General features: G+C 45.3%; 14 protein-coding genes and 1 riboswitch. Of the genes, 12 read left to right on the forward strand and 2 right to left on the reverse strand.

The window, feature by feature from the left end; all coding sequences use genetic code 11:
* The first annotated feature begins 124 nt into the window (after positions 1 to 124).
* The 7 genes from IPL83_16645 to IPL83_16675 all read left to right on the forward strand — a co-directional run bounded on the left by IPL83_16645 (position 125) and on the right by IPL83_16675 (position 12,995).
* Positions 125 to 2,986 (forward strand): transglycosylase domain-containing protein, encoded by a 2,862-nt coding sequence (locus tag IPL83_16645; protein MBK9040753.1) that lies wholly within the window; start codon positions 125 to 127, stop codon positions 2,984 to 2,986.
* Positions 2,983 to 5,997 (forward strand): excinuclease ABC subunit UvrA, encoded by a 3,015-nt coding sequence (gene uvrA / locus IPL83_16650; GenBank protein ID MBK9040754.1) that lies wholly within the window; start codon positions 2,983 to 2,985, stop codon positions 5,995 to 5,997. The genes IPL83_16645 and uvrA overlap by 4 nt, the downstream gene beginning before the upstream one ends.
* The gene (locus tag IPL83_16655) at positions 5,994 to 7,709 is read left to right on the forward strand and encodes an ABC transporter ATP-binding protein (GenBank protein MBK9040755.1); all 1,716 of its coding nucleotides are present in this window, start codon (positions 5,994 to 5,996) and stop codon (positions 7,707 to 7,709) included. Before uvrA ends, IPL83_16655 begins: the two co-directional genes overlap by 4 nt.
* A 241-nt stretch (positions 7,710 to 7,950) precedes the next feature.
* Positions 7,951 to 9,501 (forward strand): sigma 54-interacting transcriptional regulator, encoded by a 1,551-nt coding sequence (locus IPL83_16660; GenBank protein MBK9040756.1) that lies wholly within the window; start codon positions 7,951 to 7,953, stop codon positions 9,499 to 9,501.
* 343 nt (positions 9,502 to 9,844) lie between these two features.
* Positions 9,845 to 10,825 (forward strand): hypothetical protein, encoded by a 981-nt coding sequence (locus IPL83_16665; protein MBK9040757.1) that lies wholly within the window; start codon positions 9,845 to 9,847, stop codon positions 10,823 to 10,825.
* 95 nt (positions 10,826 to 10,920) lie between these two features.
* Entirely contained in the window at positions 10,921 to 11,970 is a 1,050-nt protein-coding gene (locus IPL83_16670; protein ID MBK9040758.1) for a phosphotransferase, read from the forward strand.
* A complete protein-coding gene (locus IPL83_16675) occupies positions 11,967 to 12,995 on the forward strand; it encodes an NDP-sugar synthase (GenBank protein MBK9040759.1) in 1,029 nt (342 codons plus the stop codon). Before IPL83_16670 ends, IPL83_16675 begins: the two co-directional genes overlap by 4 nt.
* 38 nt (positions 12,996 to 13,033) lie before the next feature.
* Here IPL83_16675 and IPL83_16680 read toward each other — a convergent pair whose 3' ends face one another.
* Positions 13,034 to 13,963, reverse strand: coding sequence for a hypothetical protein (locus IPL83_16680; GenBank protein MBK9040760.1), 930 nt, complete (start codon positions 13,961 to 13,963; stop codon positions 13,034 to 13,036).
* 340 nt (positions 13,964 to 14,303) lie between these two features.
* A complete protein-coding gene (locus tag IPL83_16685) occupies positions 14,304 to 16,274 on the reverse strand; it encodes a Tad domain-containing protein (protein MBK9040761.1) in 1,971 nt (656 codons plus the stop codon).
* Positions 16,275 to 16,450: 176 nt separating this feature from the next.
* Here IPL83_16685 and IPL83_16690 point away from each other — a divergent pair, with 176 nt between their 5' ends.
* From IPL83_16690 to IPL83_16710, 5 genes are all read left to right on the forward strand, one after another.
* Complete coding sequence (locus IPL83_16690; protein ID MBK9040762.1) at positions 16,451 to 17,356, forward strand: hypothetical protein; 906 nt, start codon at positions 16,451 to 16,453, stop codon at positions 17,354 to 17,356.
* Positions 17,353 to 18,273 carry an ABC transporter permease gene (locus IPL83_16695; protein MBK9040763.1) on the forward strand — a complete coding sequence of 307 codons (921 nt, stop codon included), beginning with the start codon at positions 17,353 to 17,355 and terminating at the stop codon, positions 18,271 to 18,273. The genes IPL83_16690 and IPL83_16695 overlap by 4 nt, the downstream gene beginning before the upstream one ends.
* Positions 18,274 to 18,287: 14 nt before the next feature.
* Positions 18,288 to 19,103: an ABC transporter permease gene (locus tag IPL83_16700; protein MBK9040764.1), complete on the forward strand. Its 816-nt coding sequence runs from the start codon at positions 18,288 to 18,290 to the stop codon at positions 19,101 to 19,103.
* Positions 19,104 to 19,157: 54 nt separating this feature from the next.
* Complete coding sequence (nagZ, locus tag IPL83_16705; GenBank protein ID MBK9040765.1) at positions 19,158 to 20,324, forward strand: beta-N-acetylhexosaminidase; 1,167 nt, start codon at positions 19,158 to 19,160, stop codon at positions 20,322 to 20,324.
* Between the two features lie 27 nt (positions 20,325 to 20,351).
* Positions 20,352 to 20,486: riboswitch (cobalamin riboswitch) on the forward strand.
* Positions 20,487 to 20,498: 12 nt separating this feature from the next.
* Positions 20,499 to 22,391, forward strand: a complete 1,893-nt coding sequence (locus IPL83_16710; protein MBK9040766.1) for a TonB-dependent receptor — start codon at positions 20,499 to 20,501, stop codon at positions 22,389 to 22,391.
* The last annotated feature ends 82 nt before the right edge of the window (positions 22,392 to 22,473 follow it).

The raw sequence follows: 22,473 nt of genomic DNA on the forward strand, positions 1-22,473 counted from the left end.
TGCGCTGCGCAATCGGCCTCCTTCTTGAGGCCCTCCTGCTGACAAGCTATAGTGGCCCTTAAATTCTGTTTGCTCTGTTGTTTGCTACTCTCATGTTTATCGCTTTCTGGGGAGGCTCAAGGATATGTCGATTAAGAAAATCATCGCGGCTCTATTAGGATTACTGTTCATCGGGATTGGCGCCGGATCTATATTGGTCCTCTCTCTCTCAGCAGATCTTCCAAAAATGATAAAAGTTGAAGACTATGAGCCTCTCTTGGTATCGGAAGTTTATGACCGCGAAGGCGGGAAGATAGGTGAATTTTTTCGCGAAAAGCGCATGCTCTTGGCGTACGATGAAATCCCTCAGGCGATTATTCAAGCTTTTACCTCAGCCGAAGATGCGACGTTCTTTAAGCATGGCGGGATCAACTACATTTCGACCCTAAGAGCTCTTCTTGCCAACATACGCGCCGGACGCAAAGTGCAAGGTGGCTCGACAATCACAATGCAGGTTGCCCGCTCTATCCTTTTGACTCCCGAAAAAACCTACACTCGAAAAATTAAGGAAGTCATGCTTTCCTACCGCATGGAAAGCAATCTCACTAAACAGGAAATTCTCTATCTTTACTTAAATCAAATCTATTTGGGTCAGGGTTCCTACGGAATTGGTGCTGCAGCTGATATCTATTTTCGTAAATCCGTTAAAGATCTCACTCTCCCTGAGATCGCCCTGCTCGCTGGCCTCCCTCAGGCGCCAAGTCGCTATTCACCAATTTCGAACCCAGGCTCGGCCAAAGAGAGGCAACGTTACGTTTTATCTCGCATGGCGGAAGAGGGTTACATAACTACCGCCGAAGCCAACCTGGCCGCGGCCGCTCCAGTGGAAGTCTACGTTCGAAAGGACTACAAGGAACTTGCTCCCTATTATTTGGAGACCGTGCGACAGCTGCTCGTAAAGAAACTGGGTGAAGAAACGGTTTTGGACAAAGGAATTAAGGTTTTTACCGGACTTGATATCAAGAAACAAATAGCAGCGCAGGATCAAATCAGATTAGGTCTCCGCCAGTTAGACAAACGCCAGGGTTTTCGTGGCCCAAAGGGAAATCTGACAGGAACTGAAAAGGTCGCCGATTTTTTACTTAAATCGCGCAATGACCTCATGGATGAAGCAAGTGCTATCCGCACTCTTAGGTCCGACGGCTCCGTCGAGGACAAAGGAAAGTTAAATTTAACTGGTTTAGACAAAGCAGGAAAGCCCCTGCCAAATCTTCCTTCCTATATCAGCCTGAATCAAATTGTTCCGGGTATTGTCGTTAAAATCGACGACAAATGGGGCCTCGTCCATGTTAGATTTGCAGAATCCAGAGGAATGATTGATTTTCAATCCATGAGGTGGGCGCGGCGACCAGATCCCGGCATCAGAGCTGAGGGTGCAGAAATTATTAAGGCCAGCGACGCGCTCAAGGTGGGTGACCTCATTGACATCAAAGTCATCGACCCTAAATTCCGGTCGGATCGAATCTCAGAGCTGCTCAACTCAATGAAGAAAAAGGCTGGGAAGAACTATGTCGCTCCAAGCGATTTACCAGAATGGAGTAATTTCTGTCTGATCGAGTTGGAACAAGATCCAACTGCTGAGGCTGCACTCGTTTCTATCGATCAAAACAATAATGATTTAATTTCTCTTGTTGGCGGAAAGGATTTTACTCACTCAGAATTTAATCGGGCCCTCCAGGCCGCACGTCAGACCGGATCCGCTTTTAAGACGCTCGTCTACGCGTCCGCCTTGGATAAAGGGTTTACTCCAGCAACCTCACTTATCGATTCTCCGATTGTCTACGAAGAAGATGATGCGGAAGTACAGGACATGGACACAGATGCCATTCTCAAGAAAAAATGGAAACCTTTGAACCATAGCAAAAAATTTAGTGGCGAGACTTTATTTCGTGGAGCCTTAATTCAGAGTTTAAATGTCCCCACCGTAAAAATTATCGAGAAGATTTCGGTTGAATGGGTGGCCGCATATGCTCACCGCCTCGGGATATTTAGTCCTCTGAATTATGATTTCACAATGGCGCTGGGTTCGAGCGGAGTCACGCTCTATGAAATGACAAAAGCCTTTGCCACTCTCGGACGCCTAGGACGTCGGGTATCTCCAATACTGATTCATCGGGTCGAAGACAATAAAGGCAATATCTTGCTCGAAAAAATTGGCCTGGATGAGAGATTCGAAGCTGAGCTCGGTCCTCAGGAAAGTGAATTCGAGCAACGTCGCGTCGCTTACTTACGATATCAAAGTGAAGTGATCCCCAATGATCAAGATTCAAACAACAGCACTACAAGCGAGAACCCCGAGGAATCAAAACAGACAGCTAAAAAAATACCGGAAAGCAATCTAGGGAAGACCGGATCCAATCAAAATGAACTGCCTTCTTATCTCCTGAAAATCGAAGATATTGGCAAGACAATAGACCTTCGCAAAGAACCGCCTTTTTATTTCGACGATCCTGATCAACTCCTTCGTCCAGAGACATCTTATGTCATGACGACTTTGCTTCAAGCGGTTGTTGAAGAGCCTGGCGGTACAGGCCGAGCCGCTCGTGCCCTGGGACGCCCAACGGCCGCCAAGACTGGCTCCACCAGCGGCTACTATGATGCTTGGTTTATGGGTTACACGCCGGATATTGCAACCGGGGTTTGGGTTGGGTTTGACGAAGAAAGATCTCTCGGGAAAGGAGAGGTAGGGGGAAGAGCCGCGCTCCCCATCTGGACAGAGTACATGAAAATTGCCCATGAAGGCCTCCCCGTTCGAAATTTCGCAATTCCGGACGGAATTGTATTTGCCAACATCGATAATACCACCGGCAAGTTGGCGTCAAATACAACTCAATCAGAAAACGTTATTCGGCAAGCCTTCATTGAAGGTACAGAGCCAAGTGAGTCCGCTGCAAAGAATAACTCACAGGAAGAAAAGGATTTTATCAAAGAGGATCTCTCTCAATGAAGAACATCCATTTATGGGGGGTTCGACAGAATAATCTTAAGGACATCGAAGTTGATATTCCAATTGGTTCATTTACCGTAGTTTGTGGCCCAAGCGGCTCTGGAAAGAGTTCTTTGGCTTTCGAAACGCTCTATGCAGAAGGACAACGACGTTTTTTCGAGAGCCTTAGTAACTACAGCAAGCAATTTCTTAATAAAGCGCCGAAACCCGATATCCAGGGTGTCGAAAACATTCCCCCCGCAATATCTATAGAACAGAAAAATTCGGTAAAATCCTCACGATCGACTGTCGGAACAACCACCGAAGTTGTCGACTATCTCAGACTCCTTTATGAAAAGTTGGGTCAGGCATTTTGTCCTCACCACCATCTCGCTCTTGAGAGGGATTCCATTTCTGAAGGTACCGATAAGATTCTTACTTCGTTCGCGGGGGAAAGAGGCTACATCCTGGCACCCATTCCTCCAGAAAACCGCTTGCTCAGTGGGAAAAAATTTTATGACCAACTCATAAAGGATGGAGTCTTAAGAATCTACTGCCCCGCCAAAACCGCCGAGTCCGAAGCCAAAGTCCCCCGTCGAAAAGGTAAATCCGTTCAGAGTGGTTCCACAAAAAAGGTCCTAGCCAAAGCCGTCTCTGACAGTCTCGTTCGCTCCCAACTGACTCCATTCTTTCAAGATAAATTGGGAGAAGTCCTTGACCTGAGCGAGGGAAGATTCAAGCGATATGGCCCACCCAAAGAAGAGTTTTATCTCGTCATCGATCGTTTGGCTTTCGGCTCCGAAGAGAGAGGACGAATTATCGACTCCCTTTCTCATGCTTATTCCGCCTCTCTCAAATACAACAATGAGAGGAATTCGGGTCGGGCCCTCATTGCATCCACCGAAGGAAAGCACCTCTTCGTGAGTGAGGACCTTTCCTGCTCCATTTGTTCCTACTCTTTTCCTCGTCTCACTTCTCGCATGTTCAGTTTTAACAGTCCTCTCGGTGCTTGTCCCAAGTGCAACGGCTTCGGAAACCTTCTTGAATTGGATATACACAAGGTAATCCCCAATTTTGAACTGAGCCTTTCCCAAGGAGCCCTAACTCCATTCACAATGCCAAGCGCGGCAAAAGACCGGCAGGTACTATTCAAATACTGCAAAAAGATCGGCATCAGTTTACATACACCCTGGAAAGACCTTCCCTCAGAACAAAAAAAACTTCTTTGGGAGGGATCCAAAGATTTTTTTGGTGTGACTGGTCTTTTTGAGTATTTGGAGACAAAAAAATATAAAATGCACGTCCGGGTATTTCTATCAAGATACAAGAGTGCCGTTAAATGCAATTCCTGCAGGGGCACTCGTTTGAAACCGGAAATTCAGCAGGTTCTCATTGAAGGTAAGTCGATTTCTGATTTATGTGCAATGACCGTCTCAGACCTGCTCACGCATCTTCATGGATTGCGACTATCCCCTAGCCAAAAAGAAATTTGTGAGGAACTCCACCAGCAGCTTTTAGGAAGACTCAGTTTTCTTCAGGATGTTGGCGTTGGGTATCTGACTATGGATAGACCCACCAAAACGCTCTCTGGAGGGGAATACCAAAGACTTAATTTAGCCAATCAACTGGGTATGGGTCTTTCCCAAACTCTTTATGTTCTTGATGAGCCAACGGTAGGGCTACATCCGCGGGACAATGACAGATTGATCGATATCCTAAAAAGACTTAACGAGTTAGGCAATACTCTGGTCGTCGTTGAACATGACCATGACGTCATACGAAACGCCTCTCACGTCATTGAGATGGGTCCTGGATCAGGCCACCTCGGTGGTCAGATTTTGTTTTCTGGAGATATCAATGATTTCTATCATTTCGAAGGATCCAACACACTGCCCTATCTGAAGGGGCCAAATAGTTGGAGTCTTCAAAAATCAGAGCGGCCAATAGAACCTAAGAACTATCAGTACAAAATTGAGGTCACGGGGTGCACGGGGAACAATCTTAAAAATGTTGATCTTTCAATACCTCTCCATCGGATTGTTACGGTCACTGGGGTCAGCGGATCAGGCAAATCCTCTTTGATCACAAATACCCTCTATCCGGCTCTGGCTAGAACTTTAGGAGTTGAATATCTAGAAAGTCTGCCTTTCATGGAATTACGCGGGGATAATTTTATAAAGGGCGTCCTAATGATCGACCAGTCACCCATCGGAAAAACCGCGCGCAGCAATCCAGTGACCTACCTTAAGGTCTACGACCATATTCGATCCCTTTTTGCCAATACGCCAGAAGCAAGAGCTTTGGGCCTGACAGCGGGAGCCTTCAGCCTCAACGTAGATGGAGGCCGTTGCCCTGTCTGCAAAGGCCTCGGTCACGAAGTCGTGGATATGATATTTATGGATGATCTGGAAATTCCTTGTGATGCATGTGATCGTAAAAAATTCCGTCCTGAAATTCTGGAGATTCTCTTCAAAGACCGCAACATTCACCAAATATTAGAAATGACGGTTGCTGAAGCAATGGATTTTTTTGTCAGCTTTCCGAACATTCGTAGGCCTTTGAGTGTGCTCCGAGAGGTTGGCCTCGAATATTTGCGCCTCGGGCAAAATGCAAATTCTTTGAGTGGTGGAGAATCCCAACGGCTTAAAATTGCGCGTGAATTTAATTCAACCAGTCAGAAATCAACGCTCTATATTCTAGATGAGCCCACGACAGGGCTCCACTTTCGTGAAGTGCATTTACTTTTGGGAGTTCTCAATCGCCTTGTCGAGTCGGGAGGATCAGTCTTGCTTATTGAGCACAATCTTGAGGTCATTCGCCACTCGGACTGGGTGATAGATATGGGTCCTGAAGCCGGGATTGGCGGGGGAGATATCATTGCCGCAGCAACCCCTGATGAATTGACCAAATCCTCAAAAGGATATACTGGAAGATACTTAAAACATTACTTGGATTTTATTCATCGTTCTGAAGAAGGAAAAATGGAAATCGTACCGAGCATCACTAAAATCGAAGATCTATTAAACTCATGAAAGTAATTTATGAGCGGCTCTGGCCAGAACTGGCTGCCTACAAAAAAAGAGTTTTCGTTATTATACTGCTTGGAGCCCTTGTCAGCGGACTAAAGGCCGCTTCGCCAGAACTACTTCGGCAACTGGAATCCGCGTGGAGAGAAGACGATCACACACGGGCCATTCAGATACCAATCTTTATAGCCCTTGTGTGGAGTCTCAGCGGAGTCGCTCGCTACTATCATCTATTTTGGATGAAATTTACTTCTGAACAGGTAGCTGTGAAACTGCGACGCGATTTGATGGATAAGTATCTGAGTTTAAATATTGGCTTCTTTCAAAGCTTCTTGAGGGGTTCTGGCGGACTGATGAGCCGCATGATCAGTGACATCCAAACCATTCAAGGAGGCATCCATAAGATTTCAGATATACTTCGAGAACCCTTCATGGCGATTCTCACTTTTTGTTACGTTCTCTATCTCGACTGGAGACTGACCCTCTTTATTTTAGTCGCTCTACCAATCATCACTTGGGTCATGCGCTCCTTGGCAAAAAGCCTCAGAAAATATGGTCGGAAAAATCAAGAAGCAATGGAGGATTTAACGAAGACTCTCAAAGAGAGTTTGGATGGTACCAGAATTGTCCAATCATATAACTTAGAGGCCGAACTGCGCAGGCGTTTTAATGAACAGGCCGATCATTTTCTCGATACTCAAAAGGAAATCATTCATCGAGAAGAACTCGCAGGACCGATCTCGGAGGCATTGGCCTCGATTACCCTCGCAATGATCCTAATTTATATTGGGCAACAAATTTTTGCGACCAAGCTTTTGATCGGTGACTTTCTTGCTTTTTCTTTCTCAATAGGATTATTGCAAGATTCAGTCAAAAAAATACAAGAGGGCTATATTAAGCTACAGCAAGCTGCCGTTGCTCTTGAACGGCTCAAAAACATCATGGAGATCGATAATGCAGTCGCCGATCCGCAAGAGCCAATTGCCTTCCCTGAGCAATGGAAGGAGATTGAGTTTAACAATGTGAGCTTTTCTTTTGGTAAGGAGAATATCCTCAACAATATAAATCTGACTATTAAACGCGGAGAAATTGTGGCTCTTGTGGGCTCTAGCGGCGGGGGAAAGTCAACCCTCGTTAACCTTTTGGAGCGTTTCTTTGATCCCACCAAGGGTGTCATTTCAATCGGAAAAATCGATATTAGAAAAATGACTCTTCGCGATTTACGCGCTCACATTGCACTCGTGTCTCAGGATGTTTTTTTGTTTGGAGATACCGTTGCCTCCAATATTCGAATGGGCAATCTGCAAAAGGATGAAGCCGAAATCGAGCAGGCAGCTAGGTCAGCGAACGCCCATGAATTTATCCAACGCACCCGTGAAGGATATCAAACTCGCATGGGTGATCAGGGAGCTCTTTTTTCGGGCGGCGAAAAACAGCGAATCAGTATTGCTCGGGCTATTTATAAGGACGCGCCGATTCTTATTCTGGACGAAGCAACGAGTGCCTTAGATAGTGAAAGTGAAGTTGCTGTCCAAAAAGGCCTTGATGAGTTGATGCATGGTCGAACAGCATTTGTAATCGCTCATAGGCTTTCTACTATCGCTAAAGCCGACCGAATTTTAGTACTAAAAGGTGGCCAAATTGTCGAAGAGGGCTCCCACGATCTTTTGCTGAAACAGCAGGGCGAGTACTTTCGTTTTTATCAATTGCAGTCCTAGTTACTAAGCTGAGTTCAAAATTACAGTTTGGCCAACGAAACACTGTCTGGCTATGAATCAGTGACAATAGGACCAAAGGCCAATTTGTCGCCGGACCCACAGCTTATTCTCATGTTCTTTCAATATGTTAGCAGCAGAGTGTCCAATGTATCGACTTTCACTCTTAAGTGTGTCGAGACTTTGGACGATAACTTCATTGTCTAAAAGCTTTGCTATTTGAGCAAACAAAGAGGTGGGTCAAATGATTAATTGGGACGAATTTGAACATATTCACGTCATTAAGAAGCTCAAACAAATCCTGAGTTCCTGGTGGAATATTGATCTTATTTTTACGGATGAGAGGGGACACCTCAGGGGTGTAGATTCCAAGGGCGTTCATTTTACGAACCCAGCTGTCAGTGTCTTTCTTAATAAGGAATCTGCCGCCACCAACCTTTCTGAAACTATCGCGAAATCCATTGAAGATTTGCGCGTTTCAGAAAATCGGTACAGTATTCGAAAATGGGATACGGCGGGGTTTGATATTGCAGTGGTCCCAATACTCATTGATCACGATTTCATGGGAACTGTCGTGGCAATGGGCTTCTTCAAAGATGAAAACAGCTCCCAACGTTTGACTGAAGTTCGCGAACGCCTGGCTGTTTTTGGTGCAAACGGAGACACGATCGACGTTGCGTTGAGCAAACTTCGCTATGTCGAGGATCAGGATCGTGAGCACTTTCTTGAGCTCGTCGAACTGGTTTCGCAAGAAATTGTCACCTTGCACCTTGAAATTACGACTCGCGAAAACAGAATAAAGGAACTAAATAAAGAATTGGGTAGTCGCTACAAATACGACAACATGATCGGCAAATCAAAGCCCATGCAAAGTCTCTACTCCCTCTTGGATAAAATAAAAACTGCTGACAGCACGGTCCTTATTCAAGGTGAAAATGGAACGGGAAAAGAGCTGATTGCCAAGGCGATTCACTATAATTCGCTCCGAAAAGATAAAGCTTTTGTTATTCAAAACTGCTCCGCCTTCAATGATAACCTCTTAGAGTCGGAACTCTTTGGACATGTAAAGGGATCTTTTACAGGAGCTGTCCGTGACAAAAAGGGTCTTTTTGAAATTGCTGATAAAGGCACATTTTTTCTCGATGAGATTGGCGATACTTCTCCGACCATGCAGGTCAAACTCCTTCGTGTGATTCAGGAAGGAACCTTTCTTCCCGTGGGTGGCTTGGAACACAAACGAGTTGACGTGAGAATTGTTGCGGCAACGAATCGCGTGCTGAGAGACATGGTTGAACAAGGGACCTTTCGGGAAGATCTTTTCTATCGGCTCAATGTGATTAATATTCGAGTGCCACCCCTGCGTGAAAGAAAAGAAGACATCCCTTTCCTTGCCGAATTCTTTCTTAATAAGGCACAAAATGGAGAAATGAAAAAGACCTTAACAAAACGTGCTTTGGAAAAGCTCTACGATTACGCGTTTCCCGGCAACGTACGTGAACTGCAAAATGAAATGGAAAGAGTCGTTGTACTCAGCGGATCCGAAACAAAAATCACGGCAGATATGCTTTCCCCAAAAATCCTGGAAGCAAGTGAAAAAGGTAAAATTCAAGGGGCTCGCGTTCATGGAAAGCTAAAAGATGCTCTTGAAGAACTCGAGAGGGAAATGATCAGAGAAGGCTTACGTCGAACAGGGTGGAATAAGTCTAAACTGGCGAAAGAGTTAGGCATCAGTCGCGCAGGACTGATCATGAAGGTCGAAAAGTACGGACTCGATAAGCGAAAAATGCTCAAATAGATGATTTGAGAAAACTTTTCTGGAGTGATTAAAAGTTAATTTGTTCCCCCAGCTGATGGGGGCATTGAATTCACGCTCATCCTCATTGCCCTTGATAAGGCCCCCCTATTTTCTGGCAAAAAACCTGGATATTTTCCCGTGTTTTCAAATGTTTACGTGACTACCCCTGACATCATCCCTTGAGAACTCGAGAAAGCTTCGAGATCCACCCAGTGAGTTGCCCGGTGGGCACAGGTCTTGCGATGTTTCATTCTCGTGAATCAAAAGAAATAGTGGAGTCTTTATTTGAAAGCTCTGGAAACAATCAAGGAGAAATGCTGCTAAGCAGCATAAATCAATTCAAGTGATCAAAACCAATGGTAGCCTCTCAAAGATATTCTTCTCTCAGCCACATTTGGATTCAATATCCACTTCTCTGTTGAGTCGCTTAAATATCATCTGTAAAAAACGCTTTAATTGCACTTTCCAATATTATTCATTTGCTGAACACAATGAAATTCCACTCCGGCCTTTGGCCGTACGCACCCTCCTTGAGAAAAATTCTCATGTCATCATTGACGGGTCTCTGCTCTTGTCGATGAGATCAGAAGGAAGGCTCTTTGGATACGTAGAAGTTTTTTCAGAGGAACAGCTGAAACCTAGGGAGGTCGATCAGCTCAAGGAGCTATTGGAATTCTCCCTTGGCTCTGTTTTTGAGTGCATGGACCATCTTTCAGATATCAGAAGACTGGAGAATGCCATTCTCATGAGTCATCCCCCTGTCAATGTCTTCCAGATGTCGAGCCATCGTCAATTTTCAGATGAATTAACCGATATTCGAGCACAAAAAATGGGTGTCCAGCTAGGTCGAAGAATGGACGAAGTCCAGCGAATGATTCCTGTTCTGATCCTTGCTCGGTCCAACTCTGATATTCAAAAAATGGCTCTCTCTCTGCACGAGTTATCAAATTATCATTTTTTTGTTCACTTTGAACATTTGTCCCCGGACATGAGCTTTCGCACATGTGATTTTGCTGACCTTAGCAGAACAACGGTATTGATTTCCGATCTCTCAGATCTGAAAGATAAAGCAATACTTGATTTGACAGATTTCATCTCCTCCTCTCCCCAATCGATTCAGCCGCGGTTTATCCTTGGAATGAACTCTTGTCATCCAGATCTCCAAGTTAAACTCCCAGACTGTCTCGTAAACTTGATTAAAAAAAGATGCCTCTTTCAATTGAAAATGAATCAGAGTTTTGAATACCTTCGTGATCGCTACCTAGTGGAGAGGTTTGAACAATCGATGCGAGCGCTCCAAAACCCAGATAACGTCTCTGGATAAAACCTCTTTTTCAGGTTGTGTCCCTGCTGATCTTTTGCAAAACTAAATACTATGAGTTCGGTATTTGGATTATTTTTCTTTACGAGTGCACACCAATGAAAAACGTAATCACTTTATTTCCAGAAGCTGTTTCAAATAATATCTTGGCCTTTTTGACGATTTCCCTAGGAACAGAACAATTTCAGTTGGTTCCGCTTGCCGGGGATGCCAGCAGCAGACGCTATTACCGCATCATACTCGATGACCATTCTTGGGTCCTGATGGAGTGGGAGCCCTTTGTTGATAACAATAAATATCCCTTTCTGTCGGTCCTCAACCATTTTTCCAAAAATAAAATTCAGGTTCCTTCTGTCAAAGCTGTTTCAGGAAAAGACGGCCTTGTTCTACTTGAGGACCTAGGAGATCTGACCCTCGAAAGAAAATTTTGGGAGAGTCAGAGCCAGGACAAAGCAATTCCCTATTATTATCAAGCAGTGGACGAGTTGCTGAAGATACATTATACGGCGACCTCAGATCGAACAGAAGAATGCACGGCCTTCGGGATAGCTTTCGATACCGCTAAGTTTCTTTGGGAAATGAACTATGGAAAAGAGCACCTCATTGAAAAGCTTGGAAAAATGCCTCTTTCCCCTCTGGTAGAAAAGGAGTTGCAGCGCGTTTTCTTAGAAATTTGCTCACAGCTCGATAAGCAACCTAAATTTATTTCCCACCGAGACTATCACAGTCGAAATCTCATGATAAAATTAGGAAAGATGCGCGTAATTGATTTTCAAGATGCCCGACTTGGTCCAATACAATATGATTTAGTCAGTCTTCTTCATGATTCCTACGTTGATCTGGACAAGAATTCCATGCAGAACGTGCTCCAATATTATTTGACAAGGTGCCTTAATGATTATGGGCAAAAGATTTCACGAGACGAATTTGATGAGGTCTTTCGATTACAAAGCGTACAAAGGTGTTTTAAGGCATGCGGCAGTTTTTCAAGTTTTTACAACATCCGTGGAGATACTCGATACCTCAAATACATCCATCGCACGATCAATACGGTCTTAAATTATCTTGATTTTTTTCCAGAATACCAATCTTTCAAAAACCTCTTGGGTGACAGTCAACTTTTGCAAATGGATTTCGAAAAAATATGAATGCCATGATATTGGCTGCTGGCCTTGGCGAAAGACTTAGACCTCATACAATCAATCGCGCCAAACCGTCTCTGCCTTTTCTGAATATTCCGTTGCTCGGCTATTCTCACTATTACCTTTCCCAAGCAGGAGTCACAAGACTTATCATCAACACGCACCATGCACCTGAATCGATTCGCTTCGCGACAGGACAGCTTCCTTTTGAGGAGAATTTTAGACTAGAATTCACATATGAATATCCGAATATACTCGGCAGCGGCGGAGGCATTAAGAAGGCCGAGAAATTTCTTCGTGGCCAAGGAAATTTTCTCATCGCCAACGGCGATGAGGTTATGATCGCCCCCTCCGGACTAAGCAACCTGTGGCTAAATCACCTTAAATCCGGGGCGATCGCTACTCTTCTTGTTTGTACCCACAGCGAAGTGGGCTCTCGTTTTGGCGGAGTGTGGGTTAATGACCACAATGAAGTCATTGGATTCGGAAAGTTGGCTCTTCCAGGTGCCGTAAAGGCTTATCACTATACTGGATTGGCTTGTTTGAGCGATCGAATCTATGATCACATTCCAAATAAAGTCCCTCTGAATTTGCTTTATGACTGCCTCACGGCCACAATCAAGAGCGGCGATCCTGTACGGATTTTTGATGAGCAAATGCTTTGGTTTGAAACAGGATCTGAAGCCGATTTTCTATCGGCCACGAAGGATTGCCTCCAGGTCCTCAACCAAGACAACTTGTTTGGCCAGTGCTTGCGTAAAATTATGAAAACATATCATCCCGGAATGACAGAACACAAAAGAGGGATCTGGTTAGGGAAAAATAGCCAGATTTCACCTCTTGCGACTTTCCACGGCAATTGTCTCATCGGTGACAACGTAATTATCGAGGACGGCGCCACTGTTCAAAATTTTGCCGTGATAGGAGATCGCTCAATTATAAGAAAGAATACTCGCCTGGACAAAGCAGTGATTGGGGCGGAAGTTGTGATTCCACCTCAGCACGAGGTATCGAATTGTCTCATCTTTTGAAGATCTACCAAATAACAGAGAACTTTTTCGCTGGGATTTTATTCGATAAACACATTTGCCTTACGTTTTTTCTGATACCGACGATGAATCATCTCAAAAATGTTATCCATCTTAACTCCAATAGGCTCTCCACCAAGCATCTTTTGCATGCCTGCAACGCTGGCCGGATCTCGCTTTTGGTTGAGCTTATTTTTTAGCGACGCCAAATAGGCGGCCATGGGATCCGAGCCGCTCGCAGCTCCACCGTCGCCGGACTCTACGCCAGACCCACCACCTCCGGCCCCGCCAACTCCCATTGCCACAACACTTGGGCCTTCACCATATTTTTCCGCCAATTCCTTGTTAAGAGCCTCTAGGCCCTTGCGAGCCGCAGCCACTTGACTGGGGTCCATTCCAGCCGCAGCCATTGAATCTGCACTACTAAAGGCACCTGTAGGGAATACGCCTTTAGGGGTTGTAACTGTTCCAGCTGTTGGGTTCACCTTGTACCCATTTTTTTCCAATTCCCTCAAATTATTGTCAATAATGGGATTCCCTCCTGATTCGAATCCACCACCACCACCGCCTCCGTCGCCGCCTCCTGCACTGCCTCCTCCTCCGCTGCCTCCTCCTCCGTCGCCACCTCCTGCACTGCCACCTCCAGTATCCGTTGGCGGTTTATAATTAGTTGCATCGGTAACATTATTAGAACTACCTGCTGCGGCAGCCTGAGTCGCTGCTTGGAGAAAAGCCATCGCAGCCATTGGACAGGCCCAAGCTCCTCCCTCGGTCGCACATATCGCCGCTAAGGTACCTCCAGCTGCCAAGTTAATGATCGTTCCCATATTTTGAGAACTGGAGCCTTCTTTAGAACCCTCATTTATACCACCGCCTTCGGTGCCTGATGTCGCGTGAGCCACCAATGAATAGAAAATGAGGAATGCTAATAAGACGTTCTTAATTAATGGAAATATTAAATACACCTTCATAAAATCCCTACCTTCTTACCCAGATTTGTCATCGAATACGCTAGCTTTCATCTACTCATGGATTGATCTAGCTACAGTCAAGCAATGAACGACAAGCAGCGTGCAACTGAGGATACGTCGACCTACTGCCAGTATAATCCAAAAAGCTCCATCTCGAGACATTCTATTCACATAATGAGATCCGCTTGTCTCAAATTGGCACAAACCTAAATCGAATATAGAGAAGGTGTCTAGTCTCTCACCCTGATTTCAGGGGTTTGCGTACAGAACGGATTTTTTCAAAAGCTTTGCAGAAATGTTGCAACTAGTTTTTCTGCTGTATCTCAAAGTCTTGATAATTCTACCAGCCATCTTGATTTGGGGGAGGATTTAATATAGACCCAGCCGGTTCAGAGACCCCGCCGATAGCGTGGTTTCCCGAATGAAGGGCATCGCGACTCACAAGCTTGACAGAGTAGCCCGTTCTCCCTCCACCAGCAGCACAGGACCCAGGAACTTTAACTGTCATATCGTCATCGGGAAGAGAGCATTTCCCAAAATTTTCTGGAAAATCAAAATTAAGGGACTGGTTTGCAGGAGCCCAACTCGTCAAAAGATGAGTCTTTTCTCTTACGAAATAAAAAGAATCAAAACGTCTCTTGTCAAAAGCTGCGGCGTCGTTCATCTGATCCTGAACGGAGTACGCATTGATAGCACCTCCTCGAAAGCCCAAATCTGGTCGAAAAATAGTCTCCGGAGGAAATGGAAATTTTGAAAAATTGGGAAAAATATGAGAAAAATAATTTGCCGAAAAATTCGGCTCTATACCGTAGTAGGTAACATCAAACAAGTCAGGAGCAATAGCTGAAAGTTCGTATCTCCGAACGGGTGGAACCCGATCAAACTCATAATCCCAAGCCAGCGGATCATTGGGAGCACCCGGTACCATACCTCGAAAGGTTTGCTTGTATTCATCAAAGCTTGTTTGCAATGCCAAAAGATCCTTCAAGCCGTTTAGAGCCAATCCAGATCTCAATCCCAACTGATCTCCAGGAAACCGCGAATAATTTGGCAACCGAGTGATATCACTTGGGCTGTCCAGCATGCCGTTTTGCTGAGTGCGCGGGGGAGCCAGAGGATCAGTGCGCGGCCCCACCGAAACAGCTGAGGAACGCGGCCAGCTCGCATGATACCAAGGACCAATTCGTCCGCCGAAGGGTTTGGCGTAGGCCCTGGCCTTCAAACTGATTGCTGGCCCAAAAGGAAAAAATATTTGGCGAGGTCGTGTTTCGGCCATGACTCCCACGTAAGCCATAAACCAAGGGTTTTTTTCAACCCCCATCGACATATGCATGATGTGTGTTGTGGGAGGCTCTGACTGCACCCAAGGCAAAATCTCATTTCCTCCGAGAACATTGAGGGCGTAATTTCTCGCCTCAGCAATCTGTGGGGGTGTTTCGACCAATGTCGCCATAGACCTGCAACCTGAGGAATTGTCGACATCCGTGTAGATAATTGTCGGAATCGTTTGGATTTCAGGAAGCCATTCCTCTCTTCTTACATTGTGAAGTGAGTTAAAGAGATGGATCTGAACTCCACCCGCTGAAGTCTTGTTTGCAAAAGTTAAATTTTTATCTAAGGTTTTCGCTACGCCCGCAAAAACAGAATTTCCATTTATATCTAGAAAATCTTGCGGATTGCCACCGGATAAATTTTGGGCAAGACCAAAAATGGTCCTCTTTCTATGGGACTGATCAATCCGAAATGCCATCATTGAAGAGGCCGCAAACCACCAGTTATAGGCTCCATGCCTTTGACACTGACCATTGTATTGATTTATCAATGAAATCGAAAGGGCCGAAATAACGGCATTGATTCCCAAAAAGGGAGCTATCACGGGCACATTCGGCAATGGAGGAATATTGATTGAACTCTGCCGACAGAGATTCTCACCTTCTGCAACCCCTTTCCAGATAGGATAATAGGTCACACAGGTCGTAGGACGTTCAGTGTCGGGATAAAGAGCATCAGATGTAATATTTTTTCGAACGGGATGTTCGTCTTTTCCCATGGTACCTAAGACGCGATAACGCCAGGCCAAGAGCTTCCATGACTGACGAATCTGGTAATTGGAGTGCCCAATAGCGTTGAGAATTTCTGCTTGCTTTTGAGCTGCGTAGTAAGCTGCAAGATCCACTGAATTCTGAAGATTAATTTTGTCATGAACAACCAGGCCCACATTAATTGACATCGCGAACAAGACAAAAAGCACCTGAAAAATCATTGCAACAAAAATTGCAGTCTGCCCTCTCTCATTAAGAGTGGTTCTCATGAAAAGTAATCCTCCGCAACCAAATGACAACAAACAACCGCTCATTCAAATGATAGCAAAAAATTTGAAGAAAAAGATCTAAAAGAGAACCAAATGAGATAACCTAATGACAAACTTTTTGACAGTGACGAATCTCAGAGCCAGACTGAACAGATCACTCGGGAGGACAATCGACCATGGTCCAGATTCGACTGCGCTTCTTAATCCTTCTCTTTGGTCTCGGATTTTTTGCCTCACACCAAACACAGGCTCATGCAGAAATTATGTTTGAGGGCTATTACAAAGTTATGAAAGGAACCTCCCGAGTTGGCTTTTTTATTCAGCGCTATGAATTTGATATTAATAAAAAGCAATTCATGTCGACCTATTTCATCCAAATGAATAGCGGAGAAGACAATTCCTCCACAATCCCTAAAGTAATTTCCGAAAGTCTCAAAGCCATTGCCGACGACAAATTCCAGCCCATCTCTTATCAGTACACGGTAACAACACCCCAGCTGATCAAAACGATTGATGCCAAGTTTGAAGGTGTCATCATGAAAGCACTTGTTTCCCAGAAAGATCCGGGGTCTCACTCTCAAAGCCCCTCACAAACTCTCACCAAGAAAATTCCAAAGGGCACATTCCTGAGCACCTTTCTGGGGTATCTTATGCTTCAAAAGGCATACTCAGTCGGAAAGAAATTCAACTATTCTGCTGTTGCTGAAGAAGATGCTGAGAGCTACGATGGCGAAGCCTTTATAAAGGACGAACAAACCTTTCTAAATAAGAAGGTTTTTAGAATTCTCAATACCTTTAAGTCCATTCAATTTATCAGTTTTGTCACGGATAAGGGAGAAGTTCTCGGCACTCAATCTCCGCTACAAAATATATCAACTGAACTGGTCCAAAAAGCCAATGATGCCACGCAGGGATTTGTCCTGCCCGCCAGTACTCTTAAATTGCTTTTCGGGAAAGTTCCCGTGGGAACCACTCATTCCCTCGCGGGCTCTTCAGAATCGACGATCACTCCGACAAAATCTGAAGTTCCCCAATCAAAAGTGCCCGCTCCCACAGAGAATCCAAAAAGGATTGGGCCGTGATAAAATTTCTCATTCACAGAATATTCGCCTCGGTCCCCGTCGTTCTCGGAGTTTGTACCCTGACTTTCTTTTTGATTCACCTCGTCCCAGGGGATCCTATTGATATCATGCTTGGAGAGCAGGCTTCCGACATTGATAGGGAGGCTCTCAGGGCCGATCTGCGACTCAACCTCCCTCTCCATATTCAATATTTTGAGTTTGTAAAGAGAGTGGTCAAATTCGATCTTGGAAAATCTCTTCACAAACGACAACCTGTTTCCACTGAACTTCTCGAACGCTTTCCTGCAACTCTGGAGCTTACATGTGCAGCCATGTTTTTAGCTCTTCTCGCGGGTGTTCCACTGGGCGTCGGAGCGGCCGTTCGTCGATCCAGCTGGCCAGATCACGTTGTCACTTTGACCGGACTTTTGAGCATGTCCACTCCTGGAATTTTTCTTGGCCCGCTATTGATTTGGGTCTTTGCTTTGCAATTGGATTTATTTCCGGTCAGCGAGAGAGGAGGGCTTAATCACCTCATCTTGCCAGCCTTGAGTTTGGCCATCCCCATCTGCGCGGTGATCAGTCGGATGACCCGCATGTCTATGTTGGAAGTTGTTCGCGAGGATTACATCCGAGTGGCCAAGGCAAAGGGATTAACCCCATTCTACATTTACGGAAAGCACGCCCTCGCCAATGCGCTCATGCCCTTGATAACAATCGTTGGTTTGCAGGTAGGAGCTCTCCTTACGGGAACTGTGATCACGGAGACAATTTTTGATTGGCCCGGCATTGGTACGCTTCTCATTCAAGCCATTCAAAGTCGAGACTACCCGCTCGTTCAAGGGTGTGTTCTTCTAATTTCTCTCATTTATGTCTCGGTAAATACGGCAACTGACATCGCCTACGGCTTCGCTAATCCTAAAGTGAGATTGACATGAAATTCTTGAATTGGATGAGGTCCCCGAGGGGACTAGGACTCTGTGGAGCTTCAATGGTTTCCTTGGTGCTTCTGCTTGCGCTGTTTGCACCGGTCCTATCTCCGCAAGATCCCAATCACATGTCTCTTTCAGAGCGATTTGCGAGTCCTAGTATCAAACATCCCTTTGGGTTGGACGAAAATGGCAGCGATGTGTTTGCAAAAGTTGCTTATGGAGCACGGATAAGTTTGGGTGTGGGCGTCACCGTCGTCGTCGTGAGCTTGGTCATCGGCCTTATCGTGGGATCTTTGGCCGGAGTTCTAGGAGGGTGGATAGATGGCTTCATTTGTGGCTTTATTAATATTGTTTATTCCTTTCCAAGTTTTCTTCTCGCCCTCGCCCTGATCGCGATGTTAGGACCTTCCATTAAGAATGTAATTATTGCGATGTGTTTGAGCTCCTGGACGGGATATGCTCGTCTCGTTCGAGGAGAGGTTCTCCACTTAAGAGAACGCGATTTTATTCAAACAGTCAAAGCTCTCGGTGGCAGTCGACTTCGTCAGACAGTCATACATATTTGGCCCAACCTCACAGGGCCATTGATGGTCCATTCCACTTTTGCAATTGCCGGAACTATCATTGCGGAATCGGGCCTTAGCTTTCTGGGTCTGGGGGCCCCTCCAACGAGTCCCACTTGGGGCGCCTTGCTGAATGCTGGACGCCGCGTCCTTACTGAGGCGCCTCACATCAGCCTATTTCCTGGATCCGCTATTCTGATTCTTGTGCTTGGCTTTAATTTAATTGGGGACGGCTTGAGGGATTACCTCGACCCACGTCGAACGGAATCTTAGACTCTCAATACCCCCATTTCTGTATCTGGGACTATTTGCCTTTTAAGGCATTACATGGTGGAATTAAAAATTATCCTTCAATTCTTTACTCGGGACCTAAGCTCAGGAGAAAACGTGAAAAAGCAAATTGGACAGCACTTTATTATCGGTCTAAAGGGCAAAGAGCTGCTTCCTGAGGAAGCTCGATTTATCATCGATAATAATATTGGCGGAGTTATTCTTTTTGACCGAAATCTTGAGTCGGTTGGACAAATTCAGAAGCTGTGCAGTGATATCCAGAATCTGCGGCACAAACTTCCTGAAAAGACACCCATGTTTATTTCTGTGGACATGGAAGGGGGACGTGTTGCAAGACTGAAACCGCCCTTCACTCGCTGGCCAGCTGCTGCAAAATTGGGAACTCTCGACTCCACTTCTGTTGCTTTCAAATTTTCCCAAATGATGGCAGAAGAAATGCGATGTGTTGGGATTAACTTAGACTACGCCCCTTGCGTCGATGTTTTAACCAATCCCAAAAATGCGGTCATCGGAGACCGTTCTATTAGCTCAGATCCCGAGGTGGTGGCCAAGATTGCCTCTGCTCTGGCTCGAGGCTTTATCAAAGGTGGCGTTATCCCTTGCGCTAAGCACTTCCCGGGACATGGCGGAACTCTCATTGATAGCCATGATGATTTGCCAATTGAAGAGGCGCAACTCAGCGAACTGATGGACGTGGACCTGATTCCATTTAAGAAAACCTTTCGTGCTCGCCTCGATATGGTGATGACGGCTCACATTAAATTTCCTCATATTGATCCAGACTTTCCCGTCACACTCTCAAAGATATTTATCCAGGAGATTATGCGAGGAGAGTTGAAATATCGTAATTTGGTCATTTCTGATGATCTTGGAATGAAGGCCTTGACCAAACACTATGATATCAAAGCGCTGCCGATCTTAGCACTTCAGGCAGGATGTGATATATTGCTGTTTTGCAATGACTTTGATCAGCAAGCTCTCTCTCTAGAGATGACCTACAAGGCTCTCGCAGCCAAGGAGCTTGACGAAACCCACTTAAACGAAGCGTATTCCAAAATTATTGCCTTAAAACAAGAGAAACTCAGTCATCCTGACCCACTTCCAATGTCGGAAGTGGAAAAATTGGTAGGACACCCAGACCATCTACGCCTTGCAAAGGCAGTTGTAGAAGGAAGTGTTCCCGCTGACCTCCTCGGAACATAAACCAATATTCCGTCAGCCTTGACGGTCATATATTTTTCTACCAATGTCCACCCCCTGTGGATTCGAGGGAACTCCGGTGTAAATCCGGGACTGTGCCGCAACGGTGATCAAAGTTTTTTAATTTTGTAAGTCCGACTACTCGCCATTAATTTTTAACCCGAGCAGGTAGTACATATGGACTCATCTCGTTCTTTAATCATTCACATGTTTGTGGTTTATGCGGGAATCGGAATATTCCTTTCTGTTGGAAAATCCGCAGCGCACGCAATGAATATCCAGATTGAATCAGAAGACCTGATCACAGCACCGCGTATCGAAGCGTTTTCTGAAAGAAGCGGCCTTTGGCCTCACCATGAGAGCCAAAGCACCCAAGATTCAGACGGCCACTCCAATTGGTGGAGTCGAATTCTTGGAGAACCCGGCATCGATAGTCGCCAAGAGGGGATACCCGCAATATCTATTCGGGGTTCTGTAAAAAGTGATCGAACTTTGCTACTGCTTAACGGTATTCCGCTCAATTTAAGCGATGGGATGGGTCCCAGTGGTCTGTTGATACCCGAAGAGATAATCGGATCAAGCGATTTTATCCGCGGGCCAGCCTCAGTCTTTTATGGACGATCCGCATTGGGAGGCGTGATCAATAACCGGACTGAGATTCAGTCCCATCCGAAAATCCAAATGAGCACTGATAGCATTGGAGTTACCACCGCTCAGGGAATTCTCCCCTATCCGTTACCTGGACAAGGACGAGGGCAGGTCTCCGCAATGAGACAAATTGACAAAGGAAACTATCCTTTCAAAGCCATCTCCAGCGGAGTCACAGGAACGCGCCTTCATAACGACAAACAAATAAATCGCTACACTCTTAGCAATGAGACCTCACTCAAAAAATGGAAAGTGAAACAAATCGCCCTTTATGCCGAGAAAAAAGGAAATTACCCTGCCCGAATTGATTCTCCAACAACAAGCTTAACCCCTCCAAGTGGATTGATTGACAACCAAATAGGTCTTTTTGGACTCTCTCTGAATCGCGACCTAAATTCAATAAACTCATTTTCTTGGAACCTATCAGGAATACGCTCTGATCAGAAATATGACTTAGATATGCCCTCGTTTAGCGCGACGCGGACAAATCGAATTTTCCAATCCTTTCAGTTTTCCAGCATAACAAATTCAGATTGGGCCTCACAAGTTTTTCTCGATCAGTTCTACGACGAGTATCAGGCAAGTTATCTATCTGAGGGACCGTTCCATTCAAATGAAATTGAAGGCGGTGGGACTTTACAAATCCCTATTTCATCTGAGCTATCGATACAGCCAGGAGTTCGATATTCCGAAAAATTCAAGAAACTGACCAGTTCTTTTGGCGTGTTTCAAAATACAAATACCCTGAGCAAGTGGGTGACGTTCAGTCAAGGGTATCGAAATCCCACCTTGGCCGATCGCTATTGTGATAATTCATTTTGTCTTGGAAACCCAAGTTTGCAGCCCGAAGAAAGTGAGCAGCTCGAAATTGGTTATGCTACAAAAGCAGAACCGGCTGTGCTCTTCCCCGATTGCAATTTGGATCACAGCATCTCGATTTTTAGAACAATCCATCAGAATTATTTTGAATATGAATTTATCGATGGAAAATACCGTACCGAAAATCGAAGCGGCGCTGTCGTCTTTGGAACCGAGGGCCAGATAAATCTCTCGACAAAATTTCAAATGACGACTCTCTCATTCACCTACCTTGAAAGCGAGAACCTTGATTCAAAAAGAAGCCTGAACCTTGTTCCAAAATTTCTTGGTACACTTGAAACGAAGGTCCCCTTGGGACATGAGTGGCAAGGATGGGCAAAGGTGACGTATATCGGCTCCTATCCTGATCAATTGAACAGCTCAAGTCCCGTGGTCGACCTTGGAAATACCTATCTCGTGGATGTTGGCGCAGTTTGGCACCATAAAGGCTGGAATGCCTCTATCTCCGGACTCAATATTTTGGATAAACCAGTCGAGCGTCAAGTGGGTTACCCCGAACGACAATTCTCTTTTCTCGCTAAATTGTCCTACGAAATTTTGTAGCCTTGGCCCTACCTCCAAGTCTTTTTGATTCACTTGGGATTTCAATCTTGGAACGATCTTTGAATCAGCTTACCTCTGGCCC

The sequence above is a fragment of the Bdellovibrionales bacterium genome, assembly GCA_016716765.1.
Classification (GTDB): Bacteria; Bdellovibrionota; Bdellovibrionia; order Bdellovibrionales; family UBA1609; genus JADJVA01.

What these genes read in the sequence shown, in the direction of transcription:
- IPL83_16645 (MBK9040753.1), top strand. Translation starts at nt 125, where the DNA reads ATGTCGATTAAGAAAATCATCGCGGCTCTATTAGGATTACTGTTCATC.
- uvrA (MBK9040754.1), top strand. Translation starts at nt 2,983, where the DNA reads ATGAAGAACATCCATTTATGGGGGGTTCGACAGAATAATCTTAAGGAC.
- IPL83_16655 (MBK9040755.1), top strand. Translation starts at nt 5,994, where the DNA reads ATGAAAGTAATTTATGAGCGGCTCTGGCCAGAACTGGCTGCCTACAAA.
- IPL83_16660 (MBK9040756.1), top strand. Translation starts at nt 7,951, where the DNA reads ATGATTAATTGGGACGAATTTGAACATATTCACGTCATTAAGAAGCTC.
- IPL83_16670 (MBK9040758.1), top strand. Translation starts at nt 10,921, where the DNA reads ATGAAAAACGTAATCACTTTATTTCCAGAAGCTGTTTCAAATAATATC.
- IPL83_16675 (MBK9040759.1), top strand. Translation starts at nt 11,967, where the DNA reads ATGAATGCCATGATATTGGCTGCTGGCCTTGGCGAAAGACTTAGACCT.
- IPL83_16680 (MBK9040760.1), bottom strand. Translation starts at nt 13,963, where the DNA reads ATGAAGGTGTATTTAATATTTCCATTAATTAAGAACGTCTTATTAGCA.
- IPL83_16685 (MBK9040761.1), bottom strand. Translation starts at nt 16,274, where the DNA reads ATGAGAACCACTCTTAATGAGAGAGGGCAGACTGCAATTTTTGTTGCA.
- IPL83_16690 (MBK9040762.1), top strand. Translation starts at nt 16,451, where the DNA reads ATGGTCCAGATTCGACTGCGCTTCTTAATCCTTCTCTTTGGTCTCGGA.
- IPL83_16700 (MBK9040764.1), top strand. Translation starts at nt 18,288, where the DNA reads ATGAGGTCCCCGAGGGGACTAGGACTCTGTGGAGCTTCAATGGTTTCC.
- nagZ (MBK9040765.1), top strand. Translation starts at nt 19,158, where the DNA reads ATGGTGGAATTAAAAATTATCCTTCAATTCTTTACTCGGGACCTAAGC.
- IPL83_16710 (MBK9040766.1), top strand. Translation starts at nt 20,499, where the DNA reads ATGGACTCATCTCGTTCTTTAATCATTCACATGTTTGTGGTTTATGCG.